Genomic DNA, 16,408 nt, shown 5'->3' with positions numbered 1-16,408 from the left:
AGGCTCCTTAGCGTGACTTATTCTTGTTGACCACATCGAAGATCACCGCAGCCAGCAGGACCAGACCTTTGATCACCTGCTGCCATTCGATGCCGATACCGAGGATGGACATACCGTTGTTCATCACCCCCATGATCAGGGCGCCGATGACCGCACCGATGATCTTGCCGACACCACCGGACATGGACGCACCACCGATAAAGACCGCGGCGATCACATCCAGCTCGAATGCCAGACCGGCCTTGGGCGTGGCGGTATTGAGACGGGCAGCGAAAATCAGGCCCGCAAGGGCGGCGAGCATGCCCATGTTGACGAAGGTGAGGAAAGTCAGGCGTTCGGTGTTGATACCGGACAGCTTGGCGGCCTTGACGTTGCCGCCGATGGCGTAGATCCGACGGCCAAGGGTGGTACGGTTGGTCAGGAAGGTATAGGCGCACATCAGCACACCCATGGTGATCAGCACGTTGGGCAGACCACGGTATGTCGACAGCAGATAGGAGATATAGATGATGGCCGCCGCGATCAGGCCATTTTTCACCACGTAGAAGGTGAAGGGCTCATCTTCAATGCCGAACTGCAGCGAACGGGCACGGGCACGGGCGGCCAGAAACACGATGGTGGCCGCGGCAATCACACCCAGCACGATGGCGGTGATATTGGGACGGTCATCGCTGAATACATCAGGAATAAAACCGGTGCTCATCAGCTGGAAGCTGGGCGAGAAAGGTCCGACTGACTGGCCTTCCAGCACGGCCAGGGTCAGGCCACGGAACACCAGCATACCGGCCAGGGTGACGATAAAGGACGGTATCTTCCAGTAGGCAATCCAGTAGCCCTGCGCAGCGCCGATCGCACAGCCAAGCAGCAAACAGACCGGCACCACCAGCGCCATCGACCAGCCCCAGTGCACCATCATCACTGCCGCTGCGGCACCGACGAAGCCCACCACCGAGCCCACCGACAGATCGATATGACCGGCCACGATTACCAGCAACATGCCGAAGGCCATGATTATGATGTAGCTGTTCTGCAGGAACAGGTTGGTCAGGTTGATGGGACGCATCAGCGTGCCATCGGTCAGTACCTGAAACAGCCCCATGATCACCACCAGCGCCAGCAGCATGCCGTAGTCACGGAAGTGGTGCTTCATGTGTGCCAGGGCACTGGGTTTGCTGGCAGCCGCGCTGCTGTCAGACACAGAAGAAGAGTTATTGGACATGGATGAGGTCCCCTGCCCGGCCACGACAGCCTGGGCCTGCCTGTTTTTTAGCGTTTTTGTCTGGTCCATCGTCATTACCTCGCTTACGCCGTGACGATCATCGACATGATCTTTTCCTGACTCGCTTCATGACGGGCCAGTTCGCCGACAAAGGCGCCTTCGTTCATTACGTAGATGCGGTCACACATCCCCAGCAGCTCAGGCATTTCCGACGAAATCATGATCACGCCCTTACCTTCATCGGCGAGCTGATTGATGATGCTGTAGATCTCGAACTTGGCCCCGACGTCGATACCGCGGGTCGGTTCATCCAGAATCAGCACCTCAGGCTGAGCAAACAGCCACTTCGACAGCACCACCTTCTGCTGGTTGCCGCCGGACAGGTTGACCGTCTTCTGGAACACGCCGGGAGTACGGATACGCAGTGCGGCACGGTAGTCTTCGGAGATCTTGCGTTCCTGGTTGTCATCGATCACGCCGTGGCTGGAAACCCCTTCGAGGTTCGCCAGGGTGGTATTGCAGAGAATGGTTTCATCAAGAATCAGCCCCAGCTCCTTGCGGTCTTCGGTGACATAGGCCAGGCCACTGTCAACGGCGCGACGCACGGTGGAGACATCAATCTCCTTGCCACGCAGCTGCACGGAACCGGAAATATTGCGGCCATAGCTGCGGCCAAACACGCTCATGGCCAGCTCGGTGCGGCCCGCGCCCATCAGGCCCGCAATGCCCACCACTTCACCGGCAGCCACACTGAGGCTGACGTTGCGGATCATCTGCCGCTCGGCGCTTTCCGGATGCCAGACGTTCCAGTCGCGGATTTGCAGCAGGGTGTCGCCAATCTTGGGGGTACGGGTGGGATAGCGGTGCGCCATATCGCGCCCGACCATGCCACGGATAATGTGCTCTTCGCTGATGCTGTCGGCGTGACAATCCATGGTTTCCACCGAGGTGCCATCACGCAGCACGGTGATGCTGTCCGCCACGCGGCTGACTTCATTCAGCTTGTGGGATATCAGGATCGACGAGATGCCCTGTGCACGGAACTCCAGCAGCAGATCCAGCAGCTTCTGGCTGTCGTTCTCCTGCAGGGCGGCGGTGGGCTCGTCGAGAATCAGCAATTTGACGTCTTTGGCCAGCGCCTTGGCGATCTCCACCAACTGCTGTTTACCTACGCCCAGTTTTTCCACCAGCGTGGAAGGGGTTTCACTCAGGCCGACTTTTTTCAGCAGCGCTTCGGTGCGCTTGAATACCGACGGCCAGTCGATGATGCCATGGCTGGCAATTTCGTTACCCAGAAACAGGTTTTCGGCAATGGACAACAAAGGCACCAGTGCCAGTTCCTGATGAATAATGATGATGCCTTCCCGCTCGCTGTCGGCGATGCCGCCGAAGCTCATGGTGCGGCCTTCATAGACGATGTCACCGTCGTAGCTGCCATGGGGGTAGACGCCACTCAGGACTTTCATCAGGGTGGACTTGCCTGCACCGTTCTCGCCGCACAGGGCGTGGATTTCACCACGACGTACCTTGAGATTGACATTATCCAGCGCCTTCACGCCGGGGAATGTCTTGGTGATGCCACGCATCTCCAGAATGATATCTTGCATAGGAGTGTCCGCTCAGGCGGATGCGCCCACCTTCAGCGGCGGCGCATCGTATTACCGAGAAATCGTGATAGTGCTGTACAGAGGACGGAGGCCAGTGCACCTGCCCAGCCAGTCAGAGACAGGGCCAGGCCGTCCGTCCGAACAGGCCGTTGTCAGCCTGTTCAGCAGAGGTGGGTTACTGGATCTGATCCTTTTTGTAGTAACCGCTGTCGATCAGCACTTTTTCCCAGTTGCTCTTGTCGACGGTGACCGGCTCAAGCAGGTAGGAAGGCACCACTTTCACCCCGTTGTTGTAGGTGGTGGTGTCGTTGATTTCGGGGGTACTGCCATTCAGCAGCGCCTTGACCATGCCCACAGTGACGCCTGCCAGCTGACGGGTATCCTTGAAGATGGTGGAGTACTGCTCGCCCGCCAGAATGGATTTCACTGAAGGTACTTCAGCATCCTGACCGGTCACGATGGGCATGGGCAGATCGCCTGAGCCGTAGCCCACGCCTTTCAGAGAAGACAGGATACCGATGGAGATACCGTCATAGGGTGACAGCACGCCATCGACGTGTTTCTTGGTGTAGTTGGCAGACAGCAGGTTATCCATACGTGCCTGAGCGGTAGCACCGTCCCAGCGCAGGGTACCGACCTTGTCCATGCCCATCTGACCGGACACCACGCTGATCTCGCCTTTGTCGATCATCGGTTGCAGGACAGACATGGCGCCGTTGTAGAAGAAGTAAGCGTTGTTGTCGTCAGGAGAGCCGCCGAACAGCTCAATGTTGTAAGGGCCTTTACCACGGGCTTCCATCCCTTTCACCAGCGACTGCGCCTGCAGTACACCGACCTTGAAGTTATCGAAGGTGGCGTAGTAATCGACGTACTTGCTGTCACGGATCAGACGGTCATAAGCGATCACCTTGATACCGGCGGCATGGGCATTTTCCAGCGCGTTGGTCAGGGTGGTGCCATCGATGGCGGCGATGACCAGTACATCAACCCCTTTGGTCATCATGTTTTCGATCTGCGCCACCTGGTTGGGAATGTCATCCTCGGCGTATTGCAGATCGGTTTTGAAGCCTGCTTTTTCGAACTGATCGACCATGTTGTTGCCATCGGCGATCCAGCGTGCTGACGACTTGGTCGGCATGGAAATCCCGACCACTCCGGCAGCCTGCACAGCAGAGGTAAGCATCGCGGTTCCCAGAGCCATTGCGGCTATGAGTTTTTTGACGTGTTTCATTAGCTTCTCCTGATTGCGACCCCGGTAGCGCATCGTTGTACGTACGCTGGTTACCTGAGCCGCCGTTATTTTTATCGTTCAGCCAAAGAGCCTGTGATGAACCTGACCGCCAGCAGACAGTGCGAATATGCTGGCCACAGCAAGTTCAGTATTAGGCACTGAATGAAGATAGGCGCCCTTTCCATACCAATCAAATGCAATTTTTGTAGAGTTGCATAACAAAATTGTTATGCATAAATCTCGACAACTCGCCACCAACCAGCCACCATTACACGACACCTTTTGAAACCCTGGGTATCAGGGCGCAAATCATGCTCCAGCTCTGTCCCCCTACAACCATAACAACAGGCAAAGACATGGACATTGGCATCGCCAAAAACCTGAAAATCAATCAGTTACGTCTGATCTCCGCCATTGCCGAGCACGGCCAGCTGGGCCTGGCTGCCGACGAACTGACGCTGACCCAACCCGCCGCGTCACGCATGCTGTCGGAAATTGAAAATACTCTGGGTGCCAAACTGTTCGAGCGTCACGCCAAAGGTATGGTGCCGACACTGATTGGCCGTGCACTGGCCCAGCGTTCACACAACCTGCTGGTGGAACTGCGCGACCTGTCACGGGATGTAGAAGAACTGAAAGGCGGTGAAGGCGGCATCACCACCGTGGGTGCGGTCACCGGGGCGGCGGTCGGTTTCGTGATTCCGGCCATACGCCAGCTGAAGGCCATCTCCCCCAAGGCGGAAATTCATATCAACGTCGAATCCAGCGAAGTGCTGGTGCATGATCTGGCCGCAGGCAAGAACGACTTTGTCCTTGCCCGTTTGCCAAGGGGCGTCGATCCGTCAGACTTTGAGATTCATCCGGCACGCACCGAAGTGGTCAATCTGGTGGTGCGTGAGGATCACCCGCTGGCCTATGTTGATCAGGTCACAATCAGTGATCTGTCCGGCTACGAATGGGTGATGCAGAGCCATCGCGCGCCGATCCGCGAGGCGGTCGAAAGCGCCTTTCTCAGTGCCGGTGCGGCCCTGCCCACCAATATCACTAACACCACCTCGCTGCTGGCGATGATCGCCATTCTGGTGTCATCTTCCGCTATCGCGCCGCTGGCCAGTGAAGTGCCGGATCTGCTGCTGGGGGACAAGGTGGGTGCCCGGTTGCGGGTACTGCCGCTGAAGACCCGCATCGTGATGTCACCCTACTACCTGCTGCTGGTCAAAGGCCGCCAGCTGTCGCCGGTGGCCAACCGCCTCAAGGCGCTGGTGACGATGGAACTGAGCAAGGGGAACCGGTAAAGGTCAGGGAGCGGTCAAGCAGGTGCTATCAATTACCTCAGGCAGGTGATTACCTGCACTGAAACAACGCTGCCGCCAGCTCGGTAACCCAGACTTTCTGCTCCTCAGTATCAGGCACCTCCACGCCCCGCTTGGCCGACACCAGCGCAAAGGCATCCCCGGCCGAATAGCCAGCGGCTATCAGCAGGCTGGCGGCGGCGATACCAGTACGACCAATTCCGGCACGGCAGTGCACGACGACCTGTGCTCCAGCGCTGATCTGCCCCAGCAGATCATGAATAAACCCTACAAACTGAACCTTATCCGCGGGCAAACCGCGGTCTGCAACAGGATACGACCGGAACTCCATACCATGCCGCTGCGCCAGTGACGCCTCCTGCTCCAGCCCCACCTAACAGGCTTCATGCCACTCCAGCAACGACACCATCAGACTGATGCCGGAACGGGCAATACTGGCAAACTCCTCGTCAACCCATTCACCGGCAACAGGTTTGGCCATCACATACAGCTGCCCAAGGCCAAGAGCGGCAACGAAATAGGGAATTGAGTTCATAGGGGAAGACCAACGAAAGATTTGAATACCAGGTAGTTGATCATCACAGTGGCAGAGGTACGCACTGCTGGCTAACCTTGTAGCACACCCTTTTTTTGACTGCGGTTCTCTGCGGTATATAAATCAACAGGTTAGCGAGTGCGTTAAAAAAAAGGGTTACTTCCATAAAATGGCACCTTGCTCTTTAACAATCAGCAGTTTATACAGACTTAGCTCTAGTTCACTGCCGAATAGGCAGCTCAGAAAATTCTGAGTGATGATGGTGTCGAGGCTTTGGTGTTCACTGCCGAATAGGCAGCTCAGAAAAGCCCTCCTCATACTCGATCAGACTGATGATAGTTCACTGCCGAATAGGCAGCTCAGAAACACACGGGCGTAGTCTCTGGCGGCGATAATACGTTCACTGCCGAATAGGCAGCTCAGAAATGAGCGCGACGCGTTCAGGCGTGTGCGCGGTGGTTCACTGCCGAATAGGCAGCTCAGAAATTTGAGTGTGCCATCATCCGCAGGATTGCGGCGTTCACTGCCGAATAGGCAGCTCAGAAACTGATAGCGGGCACCGGCAGATGCGATAGGACGTTCACTGCCGAATAGGCAGCTCAGAAATCATCAGTAAACGTCCGCGCATTGGCCTTCACGTTCACTGCCGAATAGGCAGCTCAGAAAATGCCAAGTTGTTGCATATAATGGTAACCGCAGTTCACTGCCGAATAGGCAGCTCAGAAAAGGCGGTGCTGATGGTTGCGGCAGAGCTTGGCGTTCACTGCCGAATAGGCAGCTCAGAAAGTGGATCATTGAATTGCATTGCCTGGCAGCGGGTTCACTGCCGAATAGGCAGCTCAGAAAAAGAAAAATCGGGGTCCGTATTGTCATACAGCGTTCACTGCCGAATAGGCAGCTCAGAAACAGGATCCTGCGGGTTAGTCTCTCCGCAGGAAGTTCACTGCCGAATAGGCAGCTCAGAAAGTGCTAGTAGTTGTCGTTGACGTTTCTGTTTCGTTCACTGCCGAATAGGCAGCTCAGAAATGAGTATTGCCAGACGTGTTCACTGCCGTCTGGTTCACTGCCGAATAGGCAGCTCAGAAAAGACGTGTTCACTGCCGTCTGCAACGATGACAGTTCACTGCCGAATAGGCAGCTCAGAAAACTACGAGGATGCCAGCATGATCAACGCACACGTTCACTGCCGAATAGGCAGCTCAGAAAATCGATAAAGTGCGGGCCGCGCTGGCAGATGGGTTCACTGCCGAATAGGCAGCTCAGAAAAGTGAAGTAAATGACAGCCTCTGCATCACCAAGTTCACTGCCGAATAGGCAGCTCAGAAACAAAAACTCCCCGTCGCAGTTGGTTATCTGGTGTTCACTGCCGAATAGGCAGCTCAGAAAATGGGGAGTTGCCGACGACGCCGGAAGAGCCGGTTCACTGCCGAATAGGCAGCTCAGAAAACATCGCTGATACGCGTTGCAGCGGCCACGTAGTTCACTGCCGAATAGGCAGCTCAGAAATCGCCACGACAAACCAAGCCAGCTATCCAGACGTTCACTGCCGAATAGGCAGCTCAGAAATTCCCCAGCACCAGTGGCACCGGGGTTTCGTTGTTCACTGCCGAATAGGCAGCTCAGAAACAGGTCTTTAGCGTCAGACGGCCAAGTAATGGGTTCACTGCCGAATAGGCAGCTCAGAAAGTTTGAAGACACCGCTGCTAAAAAGGCGGTATGTTCACTGCCGAATAGGCAGCTCAGAAAGTACCGCTCATCGTCGTGACGACAGTAATTGTGTTCACTGCCGAATAGGCAGCTCAGAAATCACACAGTACGCCGGGGTCTACGGTGCAGGGGTTCACTGCCGAATAGGCAGCTCAGAAAAACAGGGTGGCCATTCAATTTATACGCTGCGTGTTCACTGCCGAATAGGCAGCTCAGAAAGCAGGGTCCGGCGGCTATCAACAGGTGGCCCAGTTCACTGCCGAATAGGCAGCTCAGAAACAGGATCCTGCGGGTCAGTTTCTCTGCAGGGAGTTCACTGCCGAATAGGCAGCTCAGAAATGACTGCGTTCGGCTTAGCGGTGGGCGATCTGGTTCACTGCCGAATAGGCAGCTCAGAAAGTTCAAATTCGTGTGGGCCGCGTTAAACACGAGTTCACTGCCGAATAGGCAGCTCAGAAAACGTTACAGGCATTGGAGGAGAACCGCCGTCCGTTCACTGCCGAATAGGCAGCTCAGAAAGTTGGAGACGGTGTATTTGAAGTTGCCGGGGTGTTCACTGCCGAATAGGCAGCTCAGAAATCAGCCCGGGCTGTCTGCTCGGTGGTGATGGCGTTCACTGCCGAATAGGCAGCTCAGAAATAGAGAAAATGAAGGTGTTCCGCCAATAGCACTGTTCACTGCCGAATAGGCAGCTCAGAAATACTTGCTGCGGGATAGTCAAACCATCTGGGAGTTCACTGCCGAATAGGCAGCTCAGAAAGATTTATTTGATACCTTTAAGAATAAATTCCTGTTCACTGCCGAATAGGCAGCTCAGAAATCAATAGCCCGCTTAACGTAAACGGGTGAGGAGTTCACTGCCGAATAGGCAGCTCAGAAATGCTGCTTGGCCAGCAGCGAATACAGGCGGGTGTTCACTGCCGAATAGGCAGCTCAGAAAGTCAGCACCCCGTCAGATAGGGCTGACTCCACGTTCACTGCCGAATAGGCAGCTCAGAAAAAATGGGAAATTGAGCCGAAGTCTTCCGGTACGTTCACTGCCGAATAGGCAGCTCAGAAACCGGAGTTCCGGGGTAAAGTGTGGGTGTCACTGTTCACTGCCGAATAGGCAGCTCAGAAATGCTAAGAGAGATCGCACAGTTCAAAGGTCAAGTTCACTGCCGAATAGGCAGCTCAGAAAACTCGGATATCAGAGACGTTTTTAGGGGACTTGTTCACTGCCGAATAGGCAGCTCAGAAAATCACACGAGCTACCATAGCAGCTGTAGAGATGTTCACTGCCGAATAGGCAGCTCAGAAAATTGTCGATGTGCGCTTGCCCATGAACAACCAAGTTCACTGCCGAATAGGCAGCTCAGAAAAATTCCAGCTCCTCCAGCTCTGGCACGAAAACGTTCACTGCCGAATAGGCAGCTCAGAAAAGCTCCTGGTTGTTCATGGGCAGGCGCACATCGTTCACTGCCGAATAGGCAGCTCAGAAAAATAAGGGACGATATAAATCATCAGAGTTTAAGTTCACTGCCGAATAGGCAGCTCAGAAAAGATGGCCACTATTTCCCTGTGCTGCATCATGGTTCACTGCCGAATAGGCAGCTCAGAAACTTTGTGCGACCATTGGGCGTATCACCTATTCGTTCACTGCCGAATAGGCAGCTCAGAAATGGTATCAGGATTGGTACGACAGGGCCTGGCAGTTCACTGCCGAATAGGCAGCTCAGAAAATTACGTACACGCGACTAGCACAAAGACGGCAGTTCACTGCCGAATAGGCAGCTCAGAAATGCGATAGCGTCACGCGAACCGGTAGTGAACAGTTCACTGCCGAATAGGCAGCTCAGAAATGCAAGTTATGCTGCTTACCGGGTCTCGGAGGGTTCACTGCCGAATAGGCAGCTCAGAAATTCCATGTACCGCTGAGCTATCTGCGCCGGTGGTTCACTGCCGAATAGGCAGCTCAGAAAAGAAGGTAACGCCATCTGACATTCATCAACAAGTTCACTGCCGAATAGGCAGCTCAGAAAGAAAAAGTACGTAATACGGCCGTTAAGAATCGGTTCACTGCCGAATAGGCAGCTCAGAAAGCAAGAAATGCGCTTGAAATATACAGCTCATGGTTCACTGCCGAATAGGCAGCTCAGAAAACTGGCTGTATAAATCATAATGCTTTGGAGTTGTTCACTGCCGAATAGGCAGCTCAGAAATCGGCTCTGATTCGCACGATGCAAAGTTCACTGTTCACTGCCGAATAGGCAGCTCAGAAAGAAAACATCCGCTGCCAGCCCAGCCTTGTTCAGTTCACTGCCGAATAGGCAGCTCAGAAATTCCGCATCAGTACGGACACCTTCAACACGACGTTCACTGCCGAATAGGCAGCTCAGAAAAAGTGTTCAATCAATGCCGTAACGGTCACATCGTTCACTGCCGAATAGGCAGCTCAGAAAATATCATCTACTTTGATACGTAGCGGGGATGCGTTCACTGCCGAATAGGCAGCTCAGAAAAGGTAAAGGATGTGCAGGCGCCTAAATGGGGGGTTCACTGCCGAATAGGCAGCTCAGAAAAAAATTCAGCGACTGACCTCCCCTCCCACCTGTTCACTGCCGAATAGGCAGCTCAGAAAAAATGCATCACGCTCGTCAAGAAGAGGTTTGGGTTCACTGCCGAATAGGCAGCTCAGAAATGATAAGCGGAGCCTGCGTTATCCCTGGCAGCGTTCACTGCCGAATAGGCAGCCAAACCCATGGATACCCTTATGGGGTATCCATGGGCTATTTCATTCAGTCAAACGAACAGGGTAATTGGCATGACTTGTCAGAAATGACATTGCCATTTTGGTCAATCTGAAAATGTATGCGGAAAGCTGTTCCAGCAGGATATGGACGTGGCCCAATCCAATCGACTGGATGAATTGAAGGAGTCTCTTCATCGCTCATTGCTGACCTGAATACGGTCAACCCCATCTCGCTGCCAGCAGACTCGCCTGGATATATTCGCGTTGTTTGTGTTTCGCCGGGAGAAATATTAACCAGTGATGTTTTATCCTCCCCTGCCATAAACTCCACTACCGACAATGGCTCAGCTCCTTTAGGAGCAACAAACTCAACCTCCACATAACTCACCGGGCCTGCAAGCCGGAAATACCACCACGTTACTGCCAGTGCGGAAATAACTAGCCCTATTACGTATTTCATCGCTCGTCCCTGAACACTATTTAAGTGGGCTGTTTAAAATGCTGCTCACCAATACACTGGCCGATGGCCCACCGGGGAACTTGCGATACAGATTAATACCTATCTGAATTGAAAGACGATCATTGGCATCATCAAAATCGCGCAACGTACCTGCCAGCGGAGCTTTTCTCTTCGGTAGCCTGTGACGCAGCACATCACTTCCAATTTGTTCCAGCCCAGCCCCATCTAAAAGCGCTGGAGCACTAAAGCCTGCGGCTGTACCAATAAAACCATAATGGATATTTGACCAAATATCGTAAAAGTACCTGCGCCCTTTCCAGCCATGAAACTCTTGCTTAACCGGATCACGCAGGTGGAAACAGCGGCTAATTACCGGTTTATGATCCCAGCGGCTATCTTGTGCCACCATTTTGGTCCAGATCATCATCGCTGCTTCCCGCGCGGTGACACCTTTGGCCTTGTCTTTACTCCACTCCAGTAACCAGCTAATTCCCCAGCTTTTCATTTCACGGTTATGGTTGAGAAAGTAATCGGCGGAGTGGTTAAGATGCTTCATTGCCTGCACCTCTTTACTTCGCAGGTTCTGACGGATCTCCCGTGCCATATATTCAGCAATCGGAGTCAGTTCATCAAGGTACGGCTGACCTGCTGGATTGCTAGTGACAGGCAGACCTGTAGGTGTCGGGCACGTGCTAGGCTGGCTCATGCAATGTCCTTTTACCAAACGATTGAGCACAAAGGGTTCCGGTGGGTTGCTCCTCAACCCGGCGGGCACCGTAACATAGCCGTTGAGGTTGACAACCTGTCCGAAGATCCAGCTGCGACATCAATAATCGCACTCCCCAAACGCCTCGCCAACCGCTGCCACGACCCGCTCTGCTCATCTGCAAGTAAAGCAAATTCCCTGCCCCGCCAATTGGACATACGCTTTCGCTCCCCTCCAGCACCCACTTCACAATCTCCCGCTTCACATATTCAGCACGTCATCCTGAGCGTCAAACGGCAGAGTGGAGCGTATACCTGATCCACATCGTCCCAACCTTATTTACCTCTTTACAAACGTTGCCCTTATACGCCCACTGGGCTATAGATTTCAGCTCACCCAGTAGACGGCAACGCCATCATGGAAGACTTCAGCCCCTCCGATCTCAAGACCATCCTGCACTCCAAGCGCGCCAATCTGTACTACCTGCAACACTGCCGGGTACTGGTCAACGGTGGTCGGGTGGAATACGTGACCGATGAAGGTAAACGCCAGCTGTACTGGAATATCCCTATCGCCAATACCACCACCCTTCTGCTTGGCACCGGCACGTCCATTACTCAGGCCGCCATGCGTGAGCTGGCCAGGGCTGGAGTAATGGTTGGCTTCTGTGGCGGTGGCGGTACGCCGCTGTTCAGCGCCAATGAGATGGATATTGAAGTGGCATGGTTTTCCCCGCAGAGCGAATACCGCCCGACCGAATACCTGCAGCACTGGGTGCGATTCTGGTTTGCCGATGCGCTACGCCTGCAGGCGGCCAAAACCTTTCAACTGGCACGGCTGGAACGTATCCGCCAACAGTGGCTGCACGACAGGGTGCTGAAAGACGCCGGTTTTAACCCCGATAGCCAGACGCTACAGCACGCACTGAACCAATCTGCCGAAGCGATCAAAGCCGCCCCCGACCACACCTTTCTGCTCACGGAAGAGGCCCGGCTAAGCAAACGGCTGTTCAGGCTGGCAGCCACCACGACCCAGTACGGTGACTTTGTGCGTGCCAAACGGGGCGGTGGCACTGACCCGGCTAACCGCTTTCTCGATCACGGTAACTATCTGGCTTATGGCCTGGGCGCTACCGCCTGCTGGGTGCTCGGCCTGCCCCACGGGCTGGCGATACTGCACGGCAAAACCCGTCGCGGCGGGCTGGTGTTTGACGTGGCCGATTTAGTCAAAGACGCCATCATCCTGCCGCTGGCCTTTCTCTGCGCTATGAACGGCGATGAAGAACAAACCTTCCGTCAGCAGTGCATCGAGGGGCTAACCCGCAGTGAAGCGCTGGACTTTATGATCGACACCCTCAAAGCCACCGCTGAACAGCTGGGCCAGCAAGCGCAGGCGGAGCCGCAGGGATGAATATTCTGCTGATTTCTCAGTGCGATAAACGCGCACTCAAGGAAACCCGGCGGATTCTCGACCAGTTCGCCGAGCGTCGCGGCGACCGCACCTGGCAAACTGCCATCACACAGGCCGGGCTGGATACTCTGCGCAAGCTGCTGCGCAAATCTGCCCGGCGCAACACCGCGGTGGCCTGCCACTGGATACGAGGTCGCGATCATAGCGAGCTGATGTGGATTGTCGGCGACGGTAGCCGCTTTAACCTGCAAGGTGCTACGCCCACCAACAGCACCGAGCGGGACATGCTGCGTCAGGATGATGAAAACGACTGGCACTGCGGCGAAGCCATCTACCTGCTGTCGGCACTGGCGGCCCTGATGCATGATCTGGGTAAAGCCTGCCACGCCTTTCAGCAGCGTTTACAAGGCCAGCTGACGGAGCGCAACCGCTACCGCCATGAATGGATTTCCCTGCGGTTGTTTCTGGCCTTTGTCGGTCAGGACAGCGATGAGCAGTGGCTCAACCGGCTGCTTACCCCCGGCACGGAAGACGATCAGCGCTGGCTGGCCAATCTGCAACGGGACGGGCTGGATGCCAACTGCCGCAAACCCTTTGAACACCTGCCACCGCTGGCGACGGCCATTGGCTGGCTGGTGCTTAGCCATCACCGCCTGCCTGCTCATCCTGCTTTTGACGACAAGCACCAGCAGTGTTGGCTAGGCGCAAAACCTGATGGCCTCAACAGCGCTGGCTTACAGCAGCTGTTGCAGAACATCGACGCCCGCTGGAATGAAGTGGTCAGCGATAGCACGGCGAGCGAACTGGCCGCCTACTGGCAGTTTGACCACCCGCTGCCTGCGCTCACGCCGCTGTGGCGTAAACGGGCGGCCCGTCTGGCTCAGCGTTTGCTGCGCTGCCAGCAGCGTGGCGATGGCGCCGTCTGGCTGAATAGCCCCTATATCATGCATCTGTCGCGGCTCACCCTGATGCTGGCCGACCATTACTATTCCTCCTTGAGCGTTATTCCTCCATCGCCGAACGCCCCCGCGGGCCTCACAACGGTCAAACACCCGCAACGGGTCAGTGGCGAAAAAGACTACCCGCTGTTTGCCAACACCCTGCGCAAAACCGGCGGTATGAATCAGCCGCTGGATGAGCACCTGCTGGGCGTCTGTGCCCATGCCAGTCTGGTCAGCCATGCGCTGCCCGGAGTAGAACGCCAGCTACCCCGTCTCGCCCGCCATCGTGGCTTGCGCCGCCGCAGTGACAGTCTGCAGTTTCGCTGGCAGGACAAGGCTGCCGATATGGCATCGGCCCTGCGTGAGCGTTCCCGCCAACAGGGGTTGTTTGTGGTCAATATGGCCTCCACCGGCTGTGGCAAAACCCTCGCCAATGGCCGCATCGCCTATGCGCTGGCTGATCCGCAACAGGGCGCACGCTTTACCATTGCGCTGGGCCTGCGCACCCTTACCCTGCAAACCGGCAATGCCCTGCGTGACCGATTGCATCTGCAGGATGATGAGCTGGCGGTACTGGTCGGCGGCAGTGCCCACCGGGAATTGCAGGAGCACTATCAGCAGCTGGCCGAACAGAGCGGTTCGGCCTCAGCGGCCTCACTGTTAGAAGAAGACAACCACCTGCGCTTTGATGGCAACAGCGACAGCCATCCGCTGCTGTCGCGCCTGATGCTGGAAGGTCGCAGCCGCCAGCTACTGGAAGCCCCTATTCTGGTCTGCACCATTGATCACCTGATGCCTGCGACCGAGAGCCTGCGTGGCGGCGGGCAGATACTGCCGATGCTGCGACTGCTGAGCAGCGATCTGATTCTGGATGAGCCAGATGATTTCGATCTGGCCGACAGCCATGCCCTGACCCGGCTGGTGTACTGGTGTGGCCTGCTCGGCAGCCGTCTGCTGCTGTCATCAGCGACCCTGCCGCCTGCACTGATTCAGGGGCTGTTCGATGCGTACCGTCAGGGTCGGGAAGAATATCAGCAGCAGCGTGGCCAGCCGGGGCTGCCAGTGGATATTTGCTGCGCCTGGGTCGATGAGCATCAATGTCTGGCGGCCGACTGCGCCACGGCGAGTGTGTTTGAGCAGGCTCATCTGGGGTTTGCCAGACAGCGCTATCAGCGGCTGGCACAGCAGGAGGCTCGCCGCCTCAGCCAGTTGCTGGCGATGCCCGCACCTACTCTGCGCCCTGAAGAAATCGGCCCGGCACTCGCGCCGCTGTTACTGGAGGCCATGCGGTCGTTGCATCTGTCTCATGCCGAAGCAGACCCCCGGAGCAGCAAACAGGTGAGTTTTGGTCTGATCCGCATGGCCAATATCGAACCTTTGATCGAGGTGGCGCTGGCCCTGTTTCAGCAGGCACTGCCGCCCGACTGGCGCCTGCACCTGTGCGTCTACCATGCACAGTTCCCGCTCTTTCTGCGCTCCGCCATCGAACACCGGCTGGATCAGGCGCTGAATCGGCGCACCCCGGCCGCGGTATTTGAGCTGGCGGACATTCGCCAGCGCCTCGACAGCTCCCCAGAAACCCACCAGCTGTTTGTGGTGCTTGGCAGCCCGGTGACAGAAGTGGGCCGTGACCATGATTACGACTGGGCGATTGCTGAGCCGTCATCCATGCGCTCACTCATTCAGCTGGCAGGGCGCATCCGTCGCCATCGGCCAGGTAGCTGCAAGACAGCCAATCTGCTGATCCTCGATACCAATATCAAGCATCTGCGCGACCCCGCTCAGGCGGCCTTCTGCCATCCCGGCTATGAAACACCCAGCACCCGCCTTAACAGCCATCGACTGGCGGAGATTCTGACGCTGGAGCAATACCACAGCATTGATGCCCGCCCACGACTACTGGAGCGAGCACCGCTGCAACCACGCAGCAATCTGGTCGATCTGGAGCATCAGCGCACCCGCGATACGCTGGTTATGCCATCCGCACCGGCTGCTGCGCCTGCAGGCAGGCGCAGCCCTCGCACAGGTGCCACCGCGCAGTGGATACCCCCTCTGGGTGCTTACAGTTGCTGGAGTATCCCGCATATCAGCCTGACCGCCGTGCTGCCGCAATGCTTCCCGTTTCGAGAGGACAGTCAGCGTTATCAGGAGCTGGTGTTTCTGCCGGATGACGAAGAGGAAGCCCTGCTGTGCCATGAAGTGGACCGCAGCGACAGGCTAAACCCGAACTACCTGCTGATCGACGGCAGCCAGCTGCACTACTACGGAACAGAGCTCTTCAGCAGCCCCTGGGGTGACACCGACTTGCTGGCCGCCCTGACCGGGCTGGCTGAGTCGCTGGAAATCAGCCTGAGCCAGTGTGCAAAGCGTTTTGCCACTATTCGCTTACCAGCAAATCAGAACGGCTGGCACTTTCACCCAGTGCTGGGGTTCAGGAAAAGGAGATAACTGGAGGGGAAGCAACCGGCTACACAATGTAGCCGGGCCGATCTTAGCTGCCTATTCGGCAGTGAACATACCCACGGAGTTCGCGAATATACTTTTCTGA

General features: G+C 56.0%; 10 protein-coding genes and 1 CRISPR repeat array. Of the genes, 3 read left to right on the top strand and 7 right to left on the bottom strand.

What is annotated here, in order from left to right; genetic code table 11:
- Window positions 1-7: 7 nt before the first annotated feature.
- The 3 genes from mmsB to chvE form a co-directional block, all read right to left on the bottom strand.
- On the bottom strand, window positions 8-1,288 hold the full coding sequence (mmsB, locus tag WH50_RS23990) for a multiple monosaccharide ABC transporter permease (protein ID WP_279305960.1): 1,281 nt from the start codon (window positions 1,286-1,288) through the stop codon (window positions 8-10).
- A gap of 14 nt (window positions 1,289-1,302) precedes the next feature.
- Entirely contained in the window at window positions 1,303-2,826 is a 1,524-nt protein-coding gene (mmsA, locus tag WH50_RS23985; RefSeq protein WP_110189797.1) for a multiple monosaccharide ABC transporter ATP-binding protein, read from the bottom strand.
- Between the two features lie 175 nt (window positions 2,827-3,001).
- Entirely contained in the window at window positions 3,002-4,057 is a 1,056-nt protein-coding gene (gene chvE / locus WH50_RS23980; protein WP_110189795.1) for a multiple monosaccharide ABC transporter substrate-binding protein, read from the bottom strand.
- Window positions 4,058-4,413: 356 nt separating this feature from the next.
- On the opposite strand from chvE, the gene WH50_RS23975 reads away from it, so the two are divergent.
- On the top strand, window positions 4,414-5,352 hold the full coding sequence (locus WH50_RS23975) for a LysR family transcriptional regulator (protein ID WP_110189793.1): 939 nt from the start codon (window positions 4,414-4,416) through the stop codon (window positions 5,350-5,352).
- 49 nt (window positions 5,353-5,401) lie between these two features.
- Here the strand turns inward: WH50_RS23975 and WH50_RS23970 are convergent, their stop codons facing one another.
- The 4 genes from WH50_RS23970 to WH50_RS23965 form a co-directional block, all read right to left on the bottom strand.
- Window positions 5,402-5,743 carry a protein-tyrosine phosphatase family protein gene (locus WH50_RS23970; RefSeq protein ID WP_110189792.1) on the bottom strand — a complete coding sequence of 114 codons (342 nt, stop codon included), beginning with the start codon at window positions 5,741-5,743 and terminating at the stop codon, window positions 5,402-5,404.
- Window positions 5,744-5,905 carry a hypothetical protein gene (locus tag WH50_RS26480; protein ID WP_165838550.1) on the bottom strand — a complete coding sequence of 54 codons (162 nt, stop codon included), beginning with the start codon at window positions 5,903-5,905 and terminating at the stop codon, window positions 5,744-5,746.
- A 218-nt stretch (window positions 5,906-6,123) separates the two neighbouring features.
- A CRISPR array of direct repeats spans window positions 6,124-10,292; the repeat unit is 28 nt; unit sequence GTTCACTGCCGAATAGGCAGCTCAGAAA.
- Window positions 10,293-10,389: 97 nt separating this feature from the next.
- A complete protein-coding gene (locus WH50_RS26215) occupies window positions 10,390-10,803 on the bottom strand; it encodes a hypothetical protein (RefSeq protein ID WP_133251417.1) in 414 nt (137 codons plus the stop codon).
- Window positions 10,804-10,819: 16 nt separating this feature from the next.
- Window positions 10,820-11,509: a polymorphic toxin type 44 domain-containing protein gene (locus tag WH50_RS23965; protein ID WP_110189790.1), complete on the bottom strand. Its 690-nt coding sequence runs from the start codon at window positions 11,507-11,509 to the stop codon at window positions 10,820-10,822.
- A gap of 417 nt (window positions 11,510-11,926) precedes the next feature.
- Between WH50_RS23965 and cas1f the strand changes: the two genes are divergently transcribed.
- Window positions 11,927-12,919, top strand: coding sequence for a type I-F CRISPR-associated endonuclease Cas1f (cas1f, locus tag WH50_RS23960; RefSeq protein WP_110189788.1), 993 nt, complete (start codon window positions 11,927-11,929; stop codon window positions 12,917-12,919).
- Entirely contained in the window at window positions 12,916-16,308 is a 3,393-nt protein-coding gene (gene cas3f / locus WH50_RS23955) for a type I-F CRISPR-associated helicase Cas3f (protein ID WP_110189786.1), read from the top strand. The genes cas1f and cas3f overlap by 4 nt, the downstream gene beginning before the upstream one ends.
- The last annotated feature ends 100 nt before the right edge of the window (window positions 16,309-16,408 follow it).

The organism is Pokkaliibacter plantistimulans (genome assembly GCF_003194385.1).
In the GTDB taxonomy this organism is placed as follows: domain Bacteria; phylum Pseudomonadota; class Gammaproteobacteria; order Pseudomonadales; family Balneatricaceae; genus Pokkaliibacter; species Pokkaliibacter plantistimulans.
The sequence above is the reverse complement of the archived record's forward strand: the minus strand, read 5'-3'. Positions and strand labels throughout refer to the sequence as shown.